17 protein-coding genes are annotated in these 18,405 nt (G+C 66.0%); 14 read left to right on the top strand and 3 right to left on the bottom strand.

Translation table 11 applies throughout. The annotated features are described in order from the left end of the window. Positions 1 to 12 precede the first annotated feature (12 nt). From GXW71_RS11285 to GXW71_RS11265, 5 genes are all read left to right on the top strand, one after another. Positions 13 to 696 (top strand): RlmE family RNA methyltransferase, encoded by a 684-nt coding sequence (locus GXW71_RS11285; RefSeq protein ID WP_211852603.1) that lies wholly within the window; start codon positions 13 to 15, stop codon positions 694 to 696. A 296-nt stretch (positions 697 to 992) separates the two neighbouring features. Next, positions 993 to 2,489, top strand: coding sequence for an IMP dehydrogenase (guaB, locus tag GXW71_RS11280; protein ID WP_211852602.1), 1,497 nt, complete (start codon positions 993 to 995; stop codon positions 2,487 to 2,489). A 131-nt stretch (positions 2,490 to 2,620) separates the two neighbouring features. Further along, entirely contained in the window at positions 2,621 to 3,304 is a 684-nt protein-coding gene (locus GXW71_RS11275) for a haloacid dehalogenase type II (protein WP_211852601.1), read from the top strand. Then, a complete protein-coding gene (locus GXW71_RS11270; RefSeq protein WP_211852600.1) occupies positions 3,301 to 4,611 on the top strand; it encodes an RsmB/NOP family class I SAM-dependent RNA methyltransferase in 1,311 nt (436 codons plus the stop codon). The genes GXW71_RS11275 and GXW71_RS11270 overlap by 4 nt, the downstream gene beginning before the upstream one ends. Next, complete coding sequence (locus tag GXW71_RS11265) at positions 4,608 to 5,189, top strand: GNAT family N-acetyltransferase (RefSeq protein WP_211852599.1); 582 nt, start codon at positions 4,608 to 4,610, stop codon at positions 5,187 to 5,189. Before GXW71_RS11270 ends, GXW71_RS11265 begins: the two co-directional genes overlap by 4 nt. Before the next feature lie 108 nt (positions 5,190 to 5,297). Here GXW71_RS11265 and GXW71_RS11260 read toward each other — a convergent pair whose 3' ends face one another. Next, positions 5,298 to 6,209 (bottom strand): LysR substrate-binding domain-containing protein, encoded by a 912-nt coding sequence (locus GXW71_RS11260; protein WP_246526473.1) that lies wholly within the window; start codon positions 6,207 to 6,209, stop codon positions 5,298 to 5,300. Between the two features lie 83 nt (positions 6,210 to 6,292). On the opposite strand from GXW71_RS11260, the gene GXW71_RS11255 reads away from it, so the two are divergent. From GXW71_RS11255 to GXW71_RS11240, 4 genes are all read left to right on the top strand, one after another. Continuing rightward, a complete protein-coding gene (locus GXW71_RS11255; protein ID WP_211852598.1) occupies positions 6,293 to 7,048 on the top strand; it encodes a sulfite exporter TauE/SafE family protein in 756 nt (251 codons plus the stop codon). Continuing rightward, a complete protein-coding gene (locus GXW71_RS11250; RefSeq protein WP_211852597.1) occupies positions 7,045 to 7,284 on the top strand; it encodes a hypothetical protein in 240 nt (79 codons plus the stop codon). Before GXW71_RS11255 ends, GXW71_RS11250 begins: the two co-directional genes overlap by 4 nt. 54 nt (positions 7,285 to 7,338) lie before the next feature. Next, positions 7,339 to 8,898, top strand: a complete 1,560-nt coding sequence (guaA, locus tag GXW71_RS11245) for a glutamine-hydrolyzing GMP synthase (protein ID WP_246526472.1) — start codon at positions 7,339 to 7,341, stop codon at positions 8,896 to 8,898. Between the two features lie 318 nt (positions 8,899 to 9,216). After that, a complete protein-coding gene (locus GXW71_RS11240) occupies positions 9,217 to 10,473 on the top strand; it encodes a tyrosine-type recombinase/integrase (RefSeq protein WP_211852596.1) in 1,257 nt (418 codons plus the stop codon). Here the strand turns inward: GXW71_RS11240 and GXW71_RS11235 are convergent. Together GXW71_RS11235 and GXW71_RS11230 are read right to left on the bottom strand one after the other, a co-directional pair. Beyond that, complete coding sequence (locus GXW71_RS11235) at positions 10,463 to 10,711, bottom strand: helix-turn-helix transcriptional regulator (protein WP_211852635.1); 249 nt, start codon at positions 10,709 to 10,711, stop codon at positions 10,463 to 10,465. The two genes, GXW71_RS11240 and GXW71_RS11235, sit on opposite strands and share 11 nt — an antisense overlap. Before the next feature lie 256 nt (positions 10,712 to 10,967). Next, on the bottom strand, positions 10,968 to 11,606 hold the full coding sequence (locus tag GXW71_RS11230) for a TetR/AcrR family transcriptional regulator (RefSeq protein WP_211852595.1): 639 nt from the start codon (positions 11,604 to 11,606) through the stop codon (positions 10,968 to 10,970). A gap of 375 nt (positions 11,607 to 11,981) precedes the next feature. Here GXW71_RS11230 and GXW71_RS11225 point away from each other — a divergent pair, with 375 nt between their 5' ends. The 5 genes from GXW71_RS11225 (at position 11,982) to GXW71_RS11205 (ending at position 18,177) form a co-directional block, all read left to right on the top strand. Further along, entirely contained in the window at positions 11,982 to 13,646 is a 1,665-nt protein-coding gene (locus tag GXW71_RS11225; RefSeq protein WP_211852594.1) for an AMP-binding protein, read from the top strand. A gap of 6 nt (positions 13,647 to 13,652) precedes the next feature. Continuing rightward, positions 13,653 to 14,393, top strand: a complete 741-nt coding sequence (locus tag GXW71_RS11220; RefSeq protein ID WP_211852593.1) for a nitroreductase — start codon at positions 13,653 to 13,655, stop codon at positions 14,391 to 14,393. A gap of 36 nt (positions 14,394 to 14,429) precedes the next feature. Further along, complete coding sequence (locus GXW71_RS11215) at positions 14,430 to 15,200, top strand: SDR family NAD(P)-dependent oxidoreductase (protein ID WP_211852592.1); 771 nt, start codon at positions 14,430 to 14,432, stop codon at positions 15,198 to 15,200. Between the two features lie 25 nt (positions 15,201 to 15,225). Then, entirely contained in the window at positions 15,226 to 16,416 is a 1,191-nt protein-coding gene (locus GXW71_RS11210; protein ID WP_211852591.1) for an acetyl-CoA C-acyltransferase, read from the top strand. Positions 16,417 to 16,518: 102 nt separating this feature from the next. Next, the gene (locus GXW71_RS11205) at positions 16,519 to 18,177 is read left to right on the top strand and encodes an MFS transporter (protein ID WP_211852590.1); all 1,659 of its coding nucleotides are present in this window, start codon (positions 16,519 to 16,521) and stop codon (positions 18,175 to 18,177) included. Positions 18,178 to 18,405: the final 228 nt, after the last annotated feature.

The following is an 18,405-nucleotide window of genomic DNA, read 5'->3' as shown; positions in this document are numbered from 1 at the left end:
ACCAAGTTTTCCATGGCCACCAAGACGCCCCCGGGTTCGGGGCGCTCCCTGACCACGCGCCTGAAGACCGCCAAGGGCCGCACCACCGCGAGCCAGCTCTGGCTGCAGCGCCAGCTCAATGATCCTTACGTGAAGGCGGCGCGAGAGCGCGGCCTCCGTTCCCGCGCCGCCTTCAAGCTGATCGAGCTCGATGACCGCTTCAAGCTGATCCGGCCGCGGATGCGGGTGGTCGACCTCGGCGCCGCGCCCGGCGGCTGGACCCAGGTGGCGCTGGAGCGCGGCGCGTCGCATGTCGTCGGCATCGACCTGCTGCCGATCGATCCGATCGCGGGCTCGACCCTGCTGCAGGGCGATTTCCAGGACCCGGAGGCCGAGCGTGCGGTGCTGGACGCGCTCGACGGTCAGGCCGACCTGGTGCTGTCGGACATGGCGCCCAACACCACCGGCCACAACGCGACCGACCACCTGCGCATCGTGGCCCTCGCGGAGTTGTCGCTCGACTTCGCGCAGAAGGTTCTGGCGCCCGGCGGCGGCTTCGTCGCCAAGCTGTTCCAGGGCGGCACCGAGAAGACCATGCTGGACGCGCTGAAGCGCGATTTTGCCGTGGTCCGCCACGCCAAGCCCCCCGCGAGCCGGAAGGACTCGGCGGAGCTGTATGTGGTCGCCACGGGATTTAGGGGCGGGAAGGCCGGCTGATCCGCGGCCGCAGGCCGCCACTGGAAAGGCTGGACTGCGAGGCGCCAGCCGATGCAGGCCGAGGCCGCGAATGCGGCCCGCGCGCGACCGACCGTCGCGTCGGGCGCGCCCCGACAGCGCGAAAGCCAAGCGACCGGAGGTCGCGCCGGCGATTGAGGCCAAGGACAGACTCGGCGCCGGCGCTTGAGGCCTGCACATACAACATAGCTGCGCGCTGGACGCGCAGCGCCAAAAGGGTTTAAGGGGGCGCGCCAAGGTCGCCTCACGGCGACAGCAGACGCGAAGGGATCCCCCGCATGCCGTCCGACTTGGCCCCCCCCAATCCGCGCAGCCGTTTCGAGGAGGCCTTCACCTTCGACGACGTGCTGCTGGTCCCCGCCTATTCCACCGTCCTGCCCAACGCGACCGACACCCGCACCCGCATGACGCGGGAGATCGCGCTGAACATCCCGCTGATCTCGGCGGCCATGGACACCGTCACCGAGGCGAACATGGCGATCGCCATGGCCCAGGCCGGCGGCATCGGCGTGATCCACAAGAACTTCACGATCGAGGAGCAGGCCGCCCAGGTCCGCCGGGTGAAGAAGTTCGAAAGCGGCATGGTGGTGAACCCCGTCACCATCCACCCCGACCAGACGCTGGCAGATGTGCGCATGCTGCAGCAGCAGCACCGGATCAGCGGCATTCCGGTGGTGGAGCGCGACAGCGGCCGCCTGGTCGGCATCATCACCAGCCGCGACGTGCGCTTCGCGACCGATCCCACGCTCCGCGTCTATGAGCTGATGACGCGGGAGAACCTGGTCACCGTGAAGGGCGACGACGTCCGCCCCGACGAAGCCCGCGCGCTGCTGCACAAGCACCGCATCGAGAAGCTGCTGGTGGTCGACGAGACCTATCGCTGCGTCGGCCTCGTCACCGTCAAGGACATGGACAAGGCGGAGACCAACCCGAACGCGGTGAAGGATGCGATGGGGCGGCTGCGCTGCGCCGCCGCGACCGGCGTCGGCGATGACGGGCTGAAGCGGGCGGAGGCGCTGGTCGCCGCCGATGTCGATGTCGTCGTCGTCGATACCGCGCATGGCCATTCCGGCGGCGTGCTGCTGGCGGTCGAGCGCATCAAGCGCCTGTCGAATTCCGTGCAGGTGGTCGCCGGCAACGTCGCGACCCCGGAAGGCGCGCTGGCGCTGATCGAGGCCGGCGCCGATGCGGTGAAGATCGGCATCGGCCCGGGCTCGATCTGCACGACGCGCATCGTCGCCGGCGTCGGCATGCCGCAGCTCACCGCGGTGATGGAAAGCGCGCTGGCTGCCAAGGAGAAGGGCGTGCCGGTGATCGCCGATGGCGGCATCCGCGCCTCCGGCGACCTCGCCAAAGCGATCGCCGCCGGCGCCGATTGCGCCATGATGGGCAGCGTCTTCGCCGGCACCGATGAGGCGCCGGGCGAGGTCTTCCTCTACCAGGGCCGGTCCTACAAGTCGTATCGCGGCATGGGCAGCCTGGGCGCCATGGCGCGCGGTTCGGCCGACCGCTACTTCCAGGCCGAGGTGCAGGACAGCCTGAAGCTGGTGCCGGAAGGCATCGAAGGCCGGGTCGGCTACAAGGGCCCGGTCGGCACCGTGGTGCACCAGATGGTGGGCGGTCTCCGCGCCGCCATGGGCTACACCGGCAACGCGACCATCCCGGAGATGCAGACCAACGCGCGCTTCCGCCGCATCACCAATGCGGGCCTGCGCGAGAGCCATGTGCATGACGTGGCGATCACCCGCGAGGCGCCGAACTACCGGCAGGAATAGCCTGCCGGTGTGTGATGACTTGAGGCGGAACCGCCGAAAGTCTGAATCACGCGATCAGAGAATGGGGCGGTGCGCCGCGCCGCCCCGCTTCACGCGCCGCCACAGCGCAGCCCTCCTCCCTCGAGGCCTTCATGACCCAGGCGCGCTTCGACGCGGTCGTCTTCGACGCTTACGGCACGCTGCTCGACGTGCAGGCCGCCATGGCCCGGCACGCGCCGCGCCTCGGTGAGGGCTGGCGGGCGCTCGCCGCCGAGTGGCGGGTGAAGCAGCTCGAGTATTCCTGGATCGGCAGCCTGACCGCGCAGGGCACGCGGCGGGACTTCGCCGCCTGCACCGCCGATGCGCTGGACTACGTCCTGGCGCGGCACGCGATCGGCGACGCCGGCCTGCGCGCCGATCTGCTCGCCGCCTATCAGCGGCTGGATGCCTATCCGGAGGTGCGGGCGATGCTGGCGGCGCTGCGTGCGCATGACCTTCGCCTCGCGATCCTCTCGAACGGCACGCCGGCGATGCTGGCCGCGGCCTGTGCGGCCGGCGGCATCGTGGACGCGCTCGATGCCGTGATCAGCGTCGAGCAGGCCGGGATCTTCAAGCCGGCGCCGGCGGTCTACGCGCTGGTGCAGGAAGCGCTTGGCGTCCCGCCCGCCCGCTGCCTCTTTGTCTCCGGCAATCCCTGGGACAGCCAGGCGGCGCTGGCGAACGGCTTCGCGGTGCTGCGGGTCAATCGCCAGGGCGATCCCGACGAATACGGCCTGCGCCCGCATCTGGTGGCCGAGCTTTCCGACCTCGCGACCCTGCCGGCGCTGCTGGCATGACCCCCGCCGCCCGCCTCGCTGCCGTCGCCGAGCTGATCCAGGCGATCGAGGAGACGCCGCGCCGCCCGGCCGACGCCACCGCCAACGATTTCTTCCGTGCCCGCCGCTTCATCGGCGGCGGCGACCGGCGCGTGGTCGCCGACACGCTCTGGGCCATCATCCGCCAGCGGATTCGCCTCGACTGGCATCTGCGCCACGCCGGCGCCGCGCCCTCCGCCCGCTTGCTGTTGGCCGCCCACCTGGCGCTCGCCGAGGGTCGCACGCTGCCCGCGATCGAGGAGGTCTTCGCCGGCGGCCGCTTCGCGCTGGAGCCGCTGGACGCGAAGGAGCGGCGGACGGTCGCGGCGCTGACCGGCAAGCCGCTTCGCGACCCCGCGATGCCGGAGGATGTCGCCCTCAATATCCCCGGCTGGGCGCTGCCGCTGTTCCGCGAGCGCTTCGGCGCCGCGCTGGAGCGGGAGGCGGCCGCGATGGAACGCGCCGCGCCGCTCGACCTTCGCGCCAACCTGCTGCGCACGACGCGCGACGCCGCCGCCATCGCCTTGGCGGGCGAGGGGGTGGCGACCGCGCCGATGCCGTTCTCGCCCTGGGGCCTGCGCGCCGAGGGCCGCAGGCCGGTCACCGGCACCGAGGCCTTCAAGGCCGGGCTGATCGAGGTGCAGGACGAGGGCAGCCAGCTCATTGCGCTGCTGACCGATGCGCAGCCGGGGATGCGGGTCGCGGATTACTGCGCGGGGGCGGCGGGCAAGACGCTGGCGATCGCCGCGGTCATGCAGAACAAGGGCCGCATCACCGCCTGCGACACCTCCGCCACGCGGCTCGAGGGCGCGGTGAAGCGGCTGCGCCGGGCCGGCGTCGACAATGCCGAGCGGCATTTGCTGGCGCCGGGCGACAAATGGACCAAGCGCCGCGCCGGCAGCTTCGACCGGGTGCTGGTGGATGCGCCTTGCACCGGCAGCGGCACCTGGCGGCGCAACCCGGATGCGCGGCTGCGCACCCAGGCGAGCGACCTTGCCGAGTTGACGCAGTTGCAATCTGAAATCCTTGGGAGGGCGGCGGAACTGGTGCGCCCGGGCGGCAGGCTGGTCTACGCTACCTGTTCTCTGTTCAGCGCCGAGAATGAGGGCCAGATGGACCGCTTCCTCGAACGCCACCCGGACTTCGAGCCACTCCCGCTCGCCACGCTGTGGCCGGCGCTGCGCCCCGGTGCCGAGGCGCCGGGCGAGGGACCCTGGCTCGCCACCAGCCCGGCCAGGCACGGCACCGATGGCTTTTTCGCCGCGGTCCTGGTGCGACGGCCAGCATGATCAGCATCCGCCGCGCCCGGCCTTCGGATGCCGGCGCCATCGGCAGTGTCCATGCCGAGGTGTGGCGGAGCACCTATCCCGGCATCCTGCCCGACGACTACCTGGCCGGCCTCTCCTCCTGGCGACTCGGGCTCGGCTACGAGCGCAGCATCCTCGACCGGCGGGAGGGGCATGCGGTCTTCGTCGCGGTCGCGGGCGGTCCCGACCTGCCCTCCAGCCTGGCGACCGAGTCCGGCCAGCAGGTGATCGGCTTCGCCTCCGGCGGCCGCGCCCGCCGCAAGGGCCTGGCGGATGGCGAGGTAGAGACCCTCTATCTGCAGGAGGATTGGCGGGACCGCGGCGTCGGGCGCCGGCTGATGCGGGCGATGGGCGCGCATCTCCGGGTGGTCGGCTGCCGCTCGGCCATGCTCTGGGTGCTGAAGGACAACCCGACCCGGTGGTTCTACGAGCGGCTGGGCGGCCGCCCGGCGGCGCATGAGACGGTGCGCGTCGCGGGCCAGACGCTGGAGCAGATGGCCTATCTCTGGGACCCGATCGAGGCGCTGCTGGCCGCGACCGCGCCGGCGCCGGAGCGCTGAGGCCAACGGACCGGCTTGCCGGTCCGAGGCCGCGAATGCGGCCCGCCGGTAGTCCGGCGAAGCCAAGGGCGGCGGATGCCGCCCGCCCGGCGTCTGAGGGGGCCTTGATCAACGATCAAGGCCATTCGCCCGAAACTTGCAGGCTGCGATCAGCCAGCGCCGGAAGGCGGCGAAGCCGGGCTCCGCCTCCCGTCCGGCGTGATGCACCAGGTACCAGCGCATGTCCTTGGAGACCGATCGGGGGAAAGGCGCGACCAGCCGCCCGGCGGCGAGGTCGTCGTCGATATAGGGCCTGACGCCCATGGCGACGCCGATGCCGTCGAGCGCCGCCTGCAGGGCCTGGCCGTAATAATCGAAGACCGGGCCGCCGGCGCGGATGCCCGCCGCGCCCATGGCGGCGAGCCAGCGCGACCAGTCATCGGGCGCGTGGGCGACGCGGATCAGCGTCTCCCGCGCGAGGGCAGGGATGTCGCCGATCCGCGCCGCCATGGCCGGCGCGCAGACCGGCAGCAGGTCCGCGGGGAAGAGGGGCGTCGCCTCCAGCCCCGGCCAGTTGCCGTCTCCCAGGCGGATGCCGCAGCTCCAGCCGTCGCTGAAGGGCACGGTCTGGCCGCCGGTGACCACGCGGACCTCGATCTCCGGCTCCTGCCGCTGCAGGTCCAGCAGGCGCGGGATCAGCCAGCGCACCGCGAAGGTCGGGCCGACGCCGACGGTCACCACCTTGGCGCCGGCCATGGCCACCACCTGCCCGGTCAGGCGCGCGGCGTCGTCCAGGATGCGGGTGAGCCCCGCCTGGTAGGCGAGGCCGGCCGCGGTCGGCACCAGGCGATTGGCGTGGCGGGCAAAGAGCGCGATGCCGAGCCGGAGTTCCAGGAGCCGCACCAGCCGGCTGATCGCGGCCGGGGTGACGTTCAGCTCGGCCGCCGCCGCGACGAAGCTGCCGGTGCGGGCGGCGGCTTCGAAGGCGCGGATGCCGTTCAGCGAGGGCAGGCGGCGGGGCGCGAGCATGTTCGGGAGCATCAGGAAAACTCAGGCTGAGGCTGAGCTAACGCCGTTTGATGGCGGTGCGCAACGGGCGCAGACATCCCGCAGGAGAACCCTGCATGCCGCCGCTGCTGTTCCTCGCCATCTGCGCCACCATGGTGGGCACTGCCTTCCTGTCCGGGATCTTCGGCATGGCGGGCGGGCTGATCCTGGTGGGCGTGCTGCTGGTCATCATGCCCTTGCCGGACGCGATGGCGCTGCATGCGATCACCCAGATGGCGTCGAATGGCTGGCGGGCGCTGCTCTGGCGGCGGCACATCCGCTGGCGGCCGATCGGCGCCTATGCGGTCGGCTGCTTCCTGGCGCTCGGCCTCTGGTCCGTGTTCGTCTTCGTGCCGCCGACCCCGGTCGCGCTGCTGTTGCTCGGCATCAGCCCCTTCCTGGTGCAGATTCTGCCCAAGGATTTCCGGCCGGACCCGAACAGCGCGCTGCAGGCCGCGAGCTACGGCGCCGCCTGCATGTCGCTGATGGTGCTGACCGGCGTCGCCGGCCCCTTGCTGGACCGCTTCTTCCTGGGCGGCGGGTTCGAGCGGCGGGAGATCGTGGCCACCAAGGCGGCCTGCCAGGTGCTCGGGCACCTGCTGAAGCTGGTCTATTTCAGCGGCTTGGCCGCGGCAGTGGTGGACCCCTGGCTCGCCGGCGCCGCGATCCTCGCCAGCATGCTGGGCACCACGCTGGCGAAGCGGGTGTTGGAGGCGATGAGCGACCTTCAGTACCGGGTCTGGGCCGGCCGGCTGATCACCGTGATCGCGCTGGTCTATGTGGCCCGCGGCGGCTGGATGCTGGTGACGACGGGATGGGAGGGTACGCCATGACGACCGCCTTGATCCTCGACCTCGTGCAATGGGTGGCGGATGCGCCGCGCCCCTATGGCCCCGCCCAGGAGGCCTGGCGCACGAGCTGCCCGCGCCTGACCATCTGGGAGGATGCGGTGGATGGCGGGCTGATCGGCTTCCGCAAGGATGGCGACGGGGAGGTGGAGGTGGTGGCCACGCAACGTGGTCTGGCTGCATTGGCCGAAGCTGGCAGGGTGGCGCAGCCAGCAGGGTAGTTCTGCCTTTCCTACGCTTGCTTCGCACCACAGTCTGTGGTGGATGCACCCGGCATGGACAAGCCCATGCACGACCGCATCCTGATTCTCGACTTCGGCAGCCAGGTGACGCAGCTCATTGCGCGGCGCCTCAGGGAATCCGGGGTCTATTGCGAGGTCTGGCCGTTCACGGCCTCGGCCCAGCGCATCGCGGCATTCGCCCCCAAGGGCATCATCTTCTCGGGTGGTCCGGCCAGCGTGACGGAGGGCGCATCGCCCCGCGCGCCGGACGCGGTCTTCGGCATGGGCCTGCCGATCCTCGGCATCTGCTACGGCCAGCAGACGCTCGCGGCGCAGTTGGGCGGCACGGTCGAGGGCGGGCATGCGCGGGAATTCGGCCGCGCCTTCGTCGATGTCACCGCCGAATGCGCGATCACCCAGGGCGTCTGGGCCAAGGGTGCCCGCGAAGAGGTGTGGATGAGCCATGGGGACCGCATCACGGTGCTGCCGCCGGGCTTCCGCGTGGTTGCCGAGAGCGAGGGTGCGCCCTTCGCGCTGATCGCCAATGACGAGCGCCGCTACTACGGCACCATGTTCCATCCGGAGGTGGTGCACACGCCGCATGGCGCGGCGCTCCTGAAGAACTTCACCCACGGGATCTGCGGCTGCACCGGCGACTGGACCATGGGCGCCTTCCGCGCCGAGGCGATCCAGCGCATCCGCGACCAGGTGGGCAGCGGGCGGGTGATCTGCGGGCTGTCGGGGGGCGTCGATTCCTCTGTCGTCGCGGTGCTGCTGCATGAGGCGATCGGCGACCAGCTCACCTGCATCTATGTCGACCACGGGCTGATGCGCGCCGGCGAGAGCGACCAGGTGGTCACGACCTTCCGCGACCGCTTCAACATCCGCCTCGTGCATCGCGATGCGTCGGACCTGTTCCTCGGCCAGCTCGCGGGCGTGACCGATCCGGAGGTGAAGCGCAAGACGATCGGGCGGTTGTTCATTGAGGTGTTCGAGGAGGAGCAGCGGAAGATCGGCGGCGCCGATTTCCTGGCCCAGGGCACGCTCTATCCGGACGTGATCGAGAGCGTCTCCGCGACCGGCGGGCCGTCGGTCACCATCAAGTCGCACCACAATGTCGGCGGCCTGCCGAAGGAGATGCGGATGCGGCTGGTGGAGCCGCTGCGCGACTTGTTCAAGGACGAGGTGCGGGCGCTGGGGCGCGAGCTCGGCATGCCGGAGGCGATCGTCGGCCGGCACCCGTTCCCGGGGCCGGGCCTCGCGATCCGCATCCCCGGCGACGTGACGCGGGAGAAGGCGGACCTGCTGCGGCTGGTGGACACCATCTACCTCGACGAGATCCGCAAGGCCGGCCTCTACGACAAGATCTGGCAGGCCTTCGCGGTGCTGCTGCCGGTGCGCACGGTCGGCGTGATGGGCGATGGCCGCACCTATGACCAGGCCTGCGCGCTGCGCGCGGTGACCTCGACCGACGGCATGACGGCGGATGTCTATCCCTTCGAGATGAGCTTTCTCACCCGCGTGGCGAACCGCATCGTGAACGAGGTGCGCGGCATCAACCGCGTGACCTACGACATCACCAGCAAGCCGCCGGGCACGATCGAGTGGGAATGATTTTCGCCTATCCCGCAGTATCCGTTTGTACGCTCCGGTGCGACATAACCGACTGAAATATAAAGATAACTGTATCGGCGTCTATCGTCGGCTATCGAGGGGTAGTGCTCCAATTTGACGGTATAGCAGACGGTATGGGGGAACTTGTTCGATCGGCGATTTCGCTATACCGTCAAGGCTAAGAGAGCTGCTGACGGTATCGTTTTTGGCCGTAACTGACTGTATAAAAAAGGGAATTTCGCTTCCAGCGCCCCCTGTTTTGGCCTGACGGTATAATCGGTGCCTCTCTGCTGTTTTTAAACGGCTTTGGAGGCCCCCATGCTTACTGACACGGCGATTAAGGCGCTGAAATCACAAAAGAAATTGTACAAGGTGAGCGATCGTGACGGTATGTACGTGGTGGTGCAGCCGTCGGGCGCCATCGTGTTCCGGTACGACTACCGCCTCAACGGACGTCGCGAGACTCTGACGCTCGGCCGATACGGCCCAGACGGCCTCTCGCTTGCCAGGGCTCGGGAGAAGCTGATCGATGCAAAGCGGGCCATTTCAGAGGGACGTTCGCCTGCTCAACAGAAGCAGCACGACAAGCGACGATTGAAGGAGGCGAAGAGGTTCGGCGAGCTCGGCGAGAAGTGGTTCCAGGAGTCGCGCATGGCCGACAGCACGCGCGCCATGCGGCGCTCGATCTATGAGCGCGACATCCTGCCAACGTTTCGAAATAGGCTTCTGACGGAGATCACGCCTGACGATCTCCGCATGATGTGCGGGAAGGTGAAGGATCGCGGCGCTCCAGCGACGGCCGTGCATGTACGGGATATCGTGAAGCTGATCTTTGCGTTCGCGATCTTGCACGGCGAAAAGGTCGCCAACCCAGCGGATGAAGTTGGGCCCGCGTCTATCGCGACCTTCGTCCCGAAGGATCGTTCGCTGTCACCTGCGGAGATCCGCGTTATGCTTGGGCAGCTCGAGCATGTACCGACCCTGCCGACTATACGGCTGGGAATGAAGCTCTTCCTCCTAACCATGGTCAGGAAAAGCGAGCTGCAGGACGCGACGTGGGATGAAGTCGATTTCGAGAACGCCGTCTGGTCGATACCCAAGGAGCGGATGAAGCGGTCGAAGGCACACAACGTCTATCTGTCACAGCAGGCCGTCGACATCTTCATCGCGCTAAAAACCTGCGCAGGTAACTCGCGCTATGTCCTCCCGTCTCGATATGACGCTGACGCGCCGATGTCGCGGGCGACGTTCAACCGGATTACGACCGCAGTCGTTGTCAGAGCGAAAAAGGAGGGGCTACCACTCGAACCCTTCACTGTTCACGATCTTCGACGCACAGGCTCGACCCTGTTGAATGAGCTCGGCTTCAACAGTGATTGGATCGAGAAGTGCTTGGCGCATGAGGGCGGACGGTCATCGCGTGGTGTCTACAACAAGGCGGAGTACGAGCATCAACGCCGCCATATGATGCAGGAGTGGTCCAATCTGGTGGACGCGTGGGTCACCGGACGAAAGTATGTACCGACGTTGCTTCCGCCAACGATGGAGCTGCTTGAGCTGGAGCCTAGTGTTTGACGGGCCGCGAACGGCGAAGCCTTACATCGGGGCTGGGAGCACGCTTGATCACATTGGCTCGCGAATTACGCCGTCGAGCATCCAGCCAGGCTTCGACCTCGGCCAAGTCCCAAACGACGCAACGTGTCGTCAAATAGAATCGCTGCGGGAATTCACCGCGCTGTTCCATTTCATAAATGGTACTGTCGGCCAGCGGGACCATCTCGCGCAACTGTTGGCGTCGAATGGTCCGCCGCATTGCGACGTCAGACGATACTACTGTCATGCTCTGCCTCCTATCGCTTTGATGTCCCGAGATAGAAAGCGATAGGTCCGGAAAGATGGAAGACCTCCGATGTCTGCGGGCGGGAATATCGCAGCATAGCGTGCAGATCGGAGGGTTGATGTGCTGCGGTGCGTGTTGGAATGACTCGGGGGAACGGGCCGAGTACTGCACTCAGCCAGCGAACCGCCTCAGCTGGGTGACAGCCGCAATTCCGAGGGCATGACCGCGCTCACAGCCCCGGCATAGCGCCGGTATGACCGACGCCACGAAGACAAAATGCCACGATGGACCTCGCATGGGATTCGCGTTCGGCATCGGTTCGATGACCATTGAGCGCGAGTGGACCGACGAGTCCCTCGAAAAGCGAACCGACGATGCAAGCGGCGGAGGCCTGCGCATCTTGCGGCGGAAAGTCCTCGTCCCGGATACCTTGGTCGATGACCGTCTCAAAGACGCGAGCAAGCTTGCGCCGATAGGCTAGGCGCGCTGTCTCGATTTCGGGTTCAACAGGCTCTGCCACCAGAGCATGCGCAAGCCGGCGCCCGCGGAGTGCTCGGCTGGCAAAGGTCCACGCCGAGGCCCAGAGACGGTCCGCCGCTGACCCATCACTGACAGCCATTCCGGCGGCCGCGTCGACTTCGCGTTGAGATACGAGGCCGACGACCTCGACCATGAGCTCGGCCTTCGACGAGAAGTTCCGGTAGAGCGTCGCGAGCGCGACGCCGGCTTCCTCGGCAACCGCATTCATCTGCGCCTCTCGAAACCCGACCCTCGTCACCAGGTCGCGGGCGGCGCGCAGTATCGCGAGGCGCCTGTCGTTCGCGACCTGCGCGCTCCGACCTTTTCGTTCGGTCTGCGAAATAGCCATCTGTCGCCCGCCGGTCAGTTTGGCGTCAAAGCTCCGTCCGAAGAGCTCAACCTGATTTCGTTTCTATCGGCAGTGCCCGTCAGAATCCAGGCGCCCAGAGAGCCTCAACTCCCCGAATCGAGGGTTGGGGTAGCTTGACATAAGTAGAATCAAGATTCTACATTGCCGCCCAACAAACATGAGAAGAGCGCGCGAACGTCAGCCGTTTGTTGGGCAGATGGCGCGATTAGGGGAGAATTATGATTATGCTATCAGCTCGATCGTGCCAGATTTATGGGTCGCCACGCCTTGGTGCGCGGGCCTGACGTCGGCGCTCTTCCGCCCGGTTGAGCGGTGGGCTTCTCAAAAAAAAACAGATCACAGGGAGTGACCGAGATGGCAGTTGAATACGCGTCGGCGCTCGTGCGCGTGCAGCAGCTCGTGGACCTGTATAGTGCTCCCGACCTAAGCGTCGCGACACAGCTTTGCGACAGGCGACCGGCGGGGGCCGTCGCCTACAAGGTCGTCTCCGGCGATCTGACGTCCGTCGATTTGACCTATGGCGAGCTGCGGCAGCGCTCTGAGCAATTCGCGGCGTCGCTCTACGACCTCGGCGTGAGGCCGGGTGACTGCGTTGCGACGCTGATGGGAAAGAGCGTCGAATACCTCGTTGCCCTGATGGGGATTTGGAGATTGGGCGCCGTTCATGTGCCGATCTTCACCGCCTTCGCCCCGCCGGCGATCGCATTCAGGCTCAGGGGCAGCGAAGCCAAGATCGTCATCTGCGACGAGTCACAGCAGGCGAAGCTGGCGCCGGGTGACGACGTTCCGTTCGGTGCGCCGTGGCAGGTGATCAGCACGGCGCCTGCCGAAAAGCTGCCGCTCGGCGCGCTCAAGTTCTCCGCGGTTCTCGACGCCTCGCGTCCGGGGTTCGAGGCGGCGGCGCTGGGCGGTGACGCGCCGATCATCCAGATTTTCACCTCGGGCACGACAGGCACGCCGAAGGGCGTCGCCGTGCCGGCCAAGGCGCTCGCCGGCTTCCAGGTTTATGCCGAGTACGGGCTCGGGCTCACGAAGGACGATCTCTACTGGTGCGCGGCCGATCCCGGTTGGGCATACGGGCTGTATTTCGGCATCCTGGGATCGTTCACGACCGGCGTGCCCAGCCTTCTGCTGCAGGCGAATTTCGATCCTGCCACGACGTTTGCGGTGCTCGCCAAATTCGCCGTCACGAATTTTACGGCAGCACCGACCGTCTATCGATCGCTCCGCGCCTTTGCCGGCCCGATTCCTCCGATCACCAAGCTGCGTTGTGCTTCCAGCGCAGGTGAGCCGCTGACCCCGGAGGTCAACGAGTGGGCCGGCGGCGTCCTGGGCGTCGCCGTCCACGACCACTTCGGTCAAACCGAGGCGGGCATGCTGTTCAACAACCACCATCATCCCGATCTCGCATGCAGCCTGAAGCCCGGATCGATGGGCATTCCCTTGCCGGGTTGGTCCGCCCTCATCCTGAAGGAGCGCGACGACGAGCCAGCCGAGATCGGCGAGCTCGGCCGGGTCGCGATCGAGCTCAAGGACAGCCCGCTCGCGTGGTTCAGCGGCTATCTGAACGATTCGAAGAAGAGCGCCGAGAAATTCGCCGGAAACGGGCGCTGGTATCTGACCGGTGATGCCGGGCGGAGAGATCAGGACGGCTACTACTTCTTCTCCTCGCGCGATGACGACGTCATCATCATGGCCGGCTACCGGATCGGCCCGTTCGAAATCGAGTCGGTCATCGTCACCCATCCGGCGGTGAGCGAATGCGCCGTCATCGCGGTGCCGGATCCGACCCGCGGCGAAGTTCTGGAAGCCTATGTCGTCCTGAAGAGCGGCCAAGCTCCGTCCGCGGAGCAAACCAAGGACATTCAGAACTGGGTCAAGGTGCGATACGCGGCGCACGCTTACCCACGCGCCATCCACTACGTCGGTGAACTGCCGAAAACCGCGAGCGGCAAGATCCAGCGGTTCGTCCTGCGGCAGGAGCGCCGCGCGCAGCCGTCCGTCGCTGCCGTGGAGTGACCAGGCATGTCAGATAATCGACTCGCCGTTCAGCTCCTGACGGGCCCGGAAGCGCCCGAGCCGAATGGCGTCGGCGAACCCGGGCTGTCGGTCCTCGACGCGGTCGAGAGCCGGCGATCCATTCGCCGGTTTTTGCCAGATCCGGTCTCCAACGACACCATTACGCGGATCCTGACCGCTGCGGCCAGGGCTCCGTCGGGCACCAACTTCCAGCCCTGGAACGTGCATGTCGTCGTCGGCGAGGCCCGTGATCGCCTGTCACGGGCCGTGATCGCTGCCGCTGAAGCCGGTGAGCGGTCGGACGAGTATGCCTACGCACCGGCGCCCATACCGGAACCCTATCTGTCGCGTCGTCGGCAGGTCGGATACGCGCTGTACAATCTCTACGGCATCGAGCGTACCGACTACGAGAGCCGCAAGCGCGCAATGCTCCGGAATTTCGAGTTCTTCGGAGCGCCGATGGGCCTGTTCTTCACGATGGAGAACAGCCTGCTTCATGGCTCATGGCTCGACTGCGGCATGTTCATGCAGAACGTCATGATCCTGGCGCGTGCATTCGGCCTGGAGACTTGCCCCCAGCAGGCCTGGTGCGAGTACGGCCGGGTTGTCCATGAGCAACTCAATATTCCGGACACGCATGTCGTTCTGTCCGGAATGGCGATCGGCAAGTCCGATCCGAGCGCTCCCGAGAATTCGCTGATCAGCGAACGGGTCGAGGTTTCTCAATTCACTCAGTTTCACGAGTGAATTCATCAGCCCCTCCAGCGAACAGAGGCTTTCGAGATGACCATTGATGGCGGCGTCTTTCTCGTCACCGGCGCCGGCTCTGGCCTCGGGGAATCTGTGGCGCGTACCTTGGTCGAGCGAGGGGCGCGGGTCGTCGCCGCCGACGTAAACGCCGAGGCTGGCGACGCCGTAGCGCGCGACCTTGGAGCAAACGCGAAATTCGTCCGCACCGACGTCGCGAAGGCTGACGATGCCGCCAGTGCCGTGAGCGAGACGCTGGCTCAGTTCGGACGGCTGGATGGGCTTGTGAACTGCGCTGGCGTCGCGCCTGGGGAGCGCATCCTCTCGAGGAGCGGGCCTCATCGCCTGGAAAGCTTCGCCCGGGCCGTGGAGATCAACCTCGTCGGCACGTTCAACATGCTGCGCCTGGCTGCGGAGGCGATGGCGACGAACGAGCCTGCCGGGGCAGACGGCGAGCGCGGGGTTATCGTCAACACCGCGTCCATCGCCGCCTTCGATGGCCAGATCGGACAGGCTGCCTATGCCGCTTCGAAAGGAGCGGTCGCGGCGCTGACGCTGCCCGCCGCTAGGGAACTCGCGCAATTCGGGATCAGGGTCGTCACGATCGCACCCGGCATCTTCGAGACGCCGATGATGGCCGGGATGCCCGAGACGGTGCAGGCCGCGCTAAGCGCAAACATGCCGTTTCCCAAGCGCCTCGGGCGCCCGGGCGAGTACGCCGCTCTGGTCGCCCACGTTTGCGAGAACGCGATGCTCAACGGCGAAGTCATTCGCCTCGACGGAGCGTTGCGCATGGCCCCTCGGTAAGCAGTTCCACAGGAAAGCGGGTTCGATGTCCAAAGATCCGATCGTCATCGTCGGTGCTGCCAGGACGCCGATGGGCGCCTTCCAGGGCAGCCTGAGCAAGCTCACCGCGGCGGAACTCGGTGCTCACGCCATCGCAGCGGCAATCGCACGATCCGGCCTCGACCCAGAGAGCGTCGAGGAAACGGTCTTCGGATGCGTTCTGACGGCGGGGCAGGGACAGGCACCGGCGCGCCAGGCTGCCATCAAGGCGAACATCCCCGTCCGATCGGGAGCGACAACCGTGAACAAGATGTGCGGGTCCGGCATGAAGGCGGCAATGCTGGCGAACGATCTGCTCGTAGCCGGCAGCGTGGATGTCGCTGTGGCCGGCGGCATGGAAAGCATGAGCAATGCCCCATACCTGCTCGATCGTGCGCGGTCCGGCTATCGCATGGGGCACGGTCGGACCATCGATCATATGTTCATAGACGGCCTCGAGGACGCCTACGAGAAAGGCAGCCTCATGGGCGTCTTCGCCGAACAGTGCGCCGAGGAATTTCAGTTCAGCCGCGAACACCAGGACGAATACGCGATCCGATCTCTTGTCCGGGCTCAGAGCGCGATCGCCGAAGGCCGTTTCGCTGCCGAGATCGCTTCGATCACGCTGCCCGACGACAAAAGCGCTTCGCAGGTCATCTCGATCGATGAGCAGCCCGGCAAGGCACGGCTGGAGAAGATCCCGACGTTGCGCCCTGCGTTTCGCGCGGGAGGAACGGTCACCGCCGCCAACGCATCGTCGATTTCGGACGGAGCGGCCGCTTTGGTTCTCATGCGCCGATCCGAGGCCGACAGACGCGGGCTGGCGCCGCTGGCCGCCATTGTCGGGCACGCGACCCATGGCGACGCTCCCGATCGCTTCCCCACGGCTCCCGTTCAAGCCATTCGCGACCTTCTCGGGAAGGTCGATTGGCAGGTCGACGATGTCGATCTCTTTGAGATCAACGAGGCCTTCGCAGTCGTTCCGATGGCCGCGATGCGCGAACTGGGACTGCAAGCGGAGCGTGTGAACGTCAACGGCGGTGCCTGTGCCCTTGGGCATCCGATCGGTGCTTCCGGCGCGCGCATCATGGTGACCCTTTTGTCTGCCCTTCGAGAAGCGAAGCTGAGCCGCGGCATCGCTTCGGTCTGCATCGGTGGAGGTGAGGCCACTGCTGTTGCCATCGAGATTTGCCAGTAAAGGCGGGATCGCGTGGCTATCCGCGAATACAGAGCAAATAATGATCGCAGCGAACGTCACAAAAAAATGACGTCGTAATTCTTTAACAAGGTGGGGGAACGCATGACCGCTTTAGAAGCTGTGACAACAAAGCGAAGAATATCGGCGAGAGATAAGCAGGTCATCGTCGCCGCGTCTCTCGGGACGGTTTTCGAGTTTTATGATTTCTTCCTGATCGGACTCTTGGCGTCCGAGATCGCGAAAGCGTTCTTCTCAGGCGTCAACCCAACGGCCGGGTTCATTTTCACGCTGCTGGGCTTCGCTGCGGGCTTCATGCTGCGCCCGTTCGGAGCCCTGGTGTTCGGTCGTCTCGGCGACCTCGTCGGTCGCAAGTACACGTTCCTCATCACGATCCTGCTGATGGGACTTTCGACCTTCATCATCGGTCTGTTGCCTGCCTACGCAACCATCGGCATGGGAGCGCCCATCCTGTTCATCTCGATGCGAATGTTGCAGGGGTTGGCACTCGGCGGAGAATTCGGCGGCGCCATGATCTACGTGGCCGAGCATGCGCCCATGGGGAAACGTGCGACCTGGACCGCCTACGTCATCCTGACGGCCGCGTTAGGCTTCCTGCTTGCGGTTGCCGTCATCATCCCGCTTCGGCTGTCGATCGGCGCGGATGCCTTTACTAACTGGGGATGGCGCGTCCCGTTCCTGATCTCCATTGCACTACTGGGTATTTCCCTCTGGATTCGGCTGAAGCTTGACGAATCGCCCGAGTTCAAGCGCATGAAGACCGAGGGCAAGGCCTCCAAGGCTCCCTTGGCGGAGGCCTTCGGCAACTGGAAGAACGTCCGGTACATTATCATCGGCGCCTTGTGCATTCTGCCTGCCCAGGCCGTTATTTGGTACACGGGCCAGTTCTATTCGCTGTTCTTTCTGACCAAGGTCCTGCGAATAGAGGCGCTGACCGCGAATACCATGCTAATCGTCGCCACAGTCCTGACCGTTCCTCTATACGTCGTGTTCGGAAGCCTGTCGGATCGCATAGGGCGAAAGCCGGTCTATATTGCAGGTTACTTGGCGGCGGCCCTGCTCACGATTCCAGTCTTTCAGGGCCTGACGCATTACGGCAACCCGGCCCTCGAGCGGGCGCAGCAGAACCATCCCATCTCGATTTCGGCAAACAGCAACGACTGCTCGCTTCAGTTCAATCCGCTCGGAACGTCGAGGTTCACCTCTTCCTGCGACGTCGTCAGCGACTCCCTGGCTAAGCTCGGCCTGAACTACTCGACCATGAGGTCGAGCGATGCGGCTATTGCGCAGGTTAGGGTCGGCGACCGCGTTATTGTCGGCTATGTCGGCGATGCTCCGGATGCGGCGGCTCACAAGGCGCGCTTCGACAGGGAGTTGATGGCGGCGCTGACCGAGAAGCTGTACCCCCTCGGTAATGCAGCCGCTGCAGATATCAACGCACCCGTGATCGTGCTGCTGCTTTCGCTCCTGTTGACCTTCGGTGCGATGACGTTCGCTCCGACAACGACCTCGCTGATGGAGATGTTTCCGTCCCGGATTCGTTACACGGCCATGTCGTTTCCCTATCACATGAGCGCGGCGTGGTTCGGAGGGTTCCTGCCAGCGACGGCGTTCGCGATCGTCGCGGCCACAGGCAACATCTACTCCGGTCTCTACTACCCGGTCGGGATCGCCGCTGCATGCCTCGTGTTGAGCCTTATCTTCGCCCGGGAGACATACAAGGTCGATTTGTCCCAGGCCTAGTCGAGTAAGATAATCTTCAGGAGCGCGCGCTCGGCCATTAGGCGGGCGCGCGCTTGCCACGTTGATGGTCCAGCCATGGAAATCGCCATGTGACCAACAACCTGGTCGGGAGCGCCGGCTGACCCTTCTGCTCTTATTGAAGCGCTGTCGCCCTTGGAATCTCAGCCCTGTGGACACCTTTCGCCGTAGCGCGCAGGCGTCCGTCCTCGATTGGTGTAGTCCAGTTTA

The sequence above is a fragment of the Plastoroseomonas hellenica genome, from assembly GCF_018129085.1.
In the GTDB taxonomy this organism is placed as follows: domain Bacteria; phylum Pseudomonadota; class Alphaproteobacteria; order Acetobacterales; family Acetobacteraceae; genus Plastoroseomonas; species Plastoroseomonas hellenica.
The sequence above is the reverse complement of the archived record's forward strand: the minus strand, read 5'-3'. Positions and strand labels throughout refer to the sequence as shown.

Coding starts and splice junctions, on each gene's coding strand:
- GXW71_RS11285 (WP_211852603.1), top strand. CDS start 13: ATGGCCACCAAGACGCCCCCGGGTTCGGGGCGCTCCCTGACCACGCGC.
- guaB (WP_211852602.1), top strand. CDS start 993: ATGCCGTCCGACTTGGCCCCCCCCAATCCGCGCAGCCGTTTCGAGGAG.
- GXW71_RS11275 (WP_211852601.1), top strand. CDS start 2,621: ATGACCCAGGCGCGCTTCGACGCGGTCGTCTTCGACGCTTACGGCACG.
- GXW71_RS11270 (WP_211852600.1), top strand. CDS start 3,301: ATGACCCCCGCCGCCCGCCTCGCTGCCGTCGCCGAGCTGATCCAGGCG.
- GXW71_RS11265 (WP_211852599.1), top strand. CDS start 4,608: ATGATCAGCATCCGCCGCGCCCGGCCTTCGGATGCCGGCGCCATCGGC.
- GXW71_RS11260 (WP_246526473.1), bottom strand. CDS start 6,209: ATGCTCCCGAACATGCTCGCGCCCCGCCGCCTGCCCTCGCTGAACGGC.
- GXW71_RS11255 (WP_211852598.1), top strand. CDS start 6,293: ATGCCGCCGCTGCTGTTCCTCGCCATCTGCGCCACCATGGTGGGCACT.
- GXW71_RS11250 (WP_211852597.1), top strand. CDS start 7,045: ATGACGACCGCCTTGATCCTCGACCTCGTGCAATGGGTGGCGGATGCG.
- guaA (WP_246526472.1), top strand. CDS start 7,339: ATGGACAAGCCCATGCACGACCGCATCCTGATTCTCGACTTCGGCAGC.
- GXW71_RS11240 (WP_211852596.1), top strand. CDS start 9,217: ATGCTTACTGACACGGCGATTAAGGCGCTGAAATCACAAAAGAAATTG.
- GXW71_RS11235 (WP_211852635.1), bottom strand. CDS start 10,711: ATGCGGCGGACCATTCGACGCCAACAGTTGCGCGAGATGGTCCCGCTG.
- GXW71_RS11230 (WP_211852595.1), bottom strand. CDS start 11,606: ATGGCTATTTCGCAGACCGAACGAAAAGGTCGGAGCGCGCAGGTCGCG.
- GXW71_RS11225 (WP_211852594.1), top strand. CDS start 11,982: ATGGCAGTTGAATACGCGTCGGCGCTCGTGCGCGTGCAGCAGCTCGTG.
- GXW71_RS11220 (WP_211852593.1), top strand. CDS start 13,653: ATGTCAGATAATCGACTCGCCGTTCAGCTCCTGACGGGCCCGGAAGCG.
- GXW71_RS11215 (WP_211852592.1), top strand. CDS start 14,430: ATGACCATTGATGGCGGCGTCTTTCTCGTCACCGGCGCCGGCTCTGGC.
- GXW71_RS11210 (WP_211852591.1), top strand. CDS start 15,226: ATGTCCAAAGATCCGATCGTCATCGTCGGTGCTGCCAGGACGCCGATG.
- GXW71_RS11205 (WP_211852590.1), top strand. CDS start 16,519: ATGACCGCTTTAGAAGCTGTGACAACAAAGCGAAGAATATCGGCGAGA.